The organism is Stenotrophomonas sp. 05L44_2 (genome assembly GCF_056665995.1).
This window is the reverse complement of record NZ_JBFTNR010000918.1, coordinates 1-1,350: the sequence shown is the minus strand read 5'-3', so window position 1 is coordinate 1,350 and position 1,350 is coordinate 1. Positions and strand designations below refer to the sequence as shown.

Here is a 1,350-nt window from a genome sequence, read left to right as displayed (position 1 = left end):
CCACAACCCGGTCAGTGCGCTCATCAGGTAGATCAGCAGCACCCAGGTGCCGATCACCGAATGCAGGCTCCACAGGAAGCCCCGGCCCTTGCGCGACCATTCCACCGCCAGCCAGCTGCGCCAGTGCCACCAGCGGCGTGGCCAGCGCAGGTACAGCCCGGACAGGGTGAAGAACAACAGTGCGATCGCACAGCTGCCGGTGATCCACGAGCCGCGTTCACCGGCGACCATGTGGCGGTGCAGGTCCTCGACGAAATCGAAGAAGGCCTGTCCACGCAGCGCGCTGAAGCGTTCGCCGCTGTAGGGGTCGAAATAGACCCAGTGGTCCTTGCCGCCGGCAAAGCGTGCCACCGATGGCCGCTGGCCGCTGGCATCCACCCGCAGGCGCTGCAGCGGCCGCTCGCTGCCTGCCTGCAGCAACGGCACCAGCTCGCTCAGGGCGAGCGGCTGCTGGTTGTCGGCATGGTGCTCGGCGATCTCGGCGAAGCCGGGATTGGCGGCGCGCAGCAGTTCATCCTCGAACGACAGGACTGCACCGCTCAGGCCCATCACGGCCAGGATGGCACCCGCGCTGATGCCCAGCAGCCAGTGCAGTTGGAAGAGGACGTTCTTGAACATCGGGATCGAGGGCCGTCGAGGCTGCCGCCCGCATCCTGCGCAACAGCAAATGAGAATTAATCTCGTAATTCTCCGGGTCGCGGGCCGCTGCGGTCAAGGAGGGTTTGCCGGCAGGGCTGCGCCCTGCACCCGCCGTAGTGCCGGCCGCTGGCCGGCAACCTCAACAGCAACAGCCGAAGCTACAGCCGAATCAAAAGCGAGTTTCCTGAGGGTAGTCGGGGTGGGTCCGGTTGCGGGGGACGCCGTAAACCCATCCMTGGGGGCTTGGCCGCGGCATCCATGCCGCGGACACCCCCGCAACCGGACCCACCCCGCCTTCGACAGTTTTCCGCGATCTGYCGGAATGGCGTTCTGCGATGCTCTTGGTAGGTGTCGACCTTGGTCGACACGTAGATCCACGCCACGCGTGGATGCTCTTCGTTCAATTGTCCAACTATTCGATTCCGATGAAGATTCATCGCCCCGCCTTCGACAATTCCCCGCYGCTGTTGGTRGGTGTCGACCTTGGTCGACRCGTAGATCCACGCCAYGCGTGGATGCTCTTCGTTCAATTGTCGAMATATTCGATTYCGATGRAGATTCATCCACGCACGAGGTAGATCCATCAGACACCGGAAATCTGTCAGAGGCGGGGCGGTGTCGGAGTGCGGGGTGTCAGCCGCATGGGCCCGAGGCATGCCTCGGGCGGGCTGGGCAGGACGCCCAACCCCGGTCTTGCCGTGTGCGCAGGAC

General features: G+C 64.5%; 1 protein-coding gene. It reads right to left on the bottom strand.

The genetic code is table 11. The features are described from left to right. Positions 1–618, bottom strand: a 618-nt coding sequence (locus AC1VAN_RS21965; RefSeq protein ID WP_480986761.1) for a PepSY-associated TM helix domain-containing protein, incomplete at its 3' end; no start/stop codon positions are given. Positions 619–1,350 lie beyond the last annotated feature (732 nt).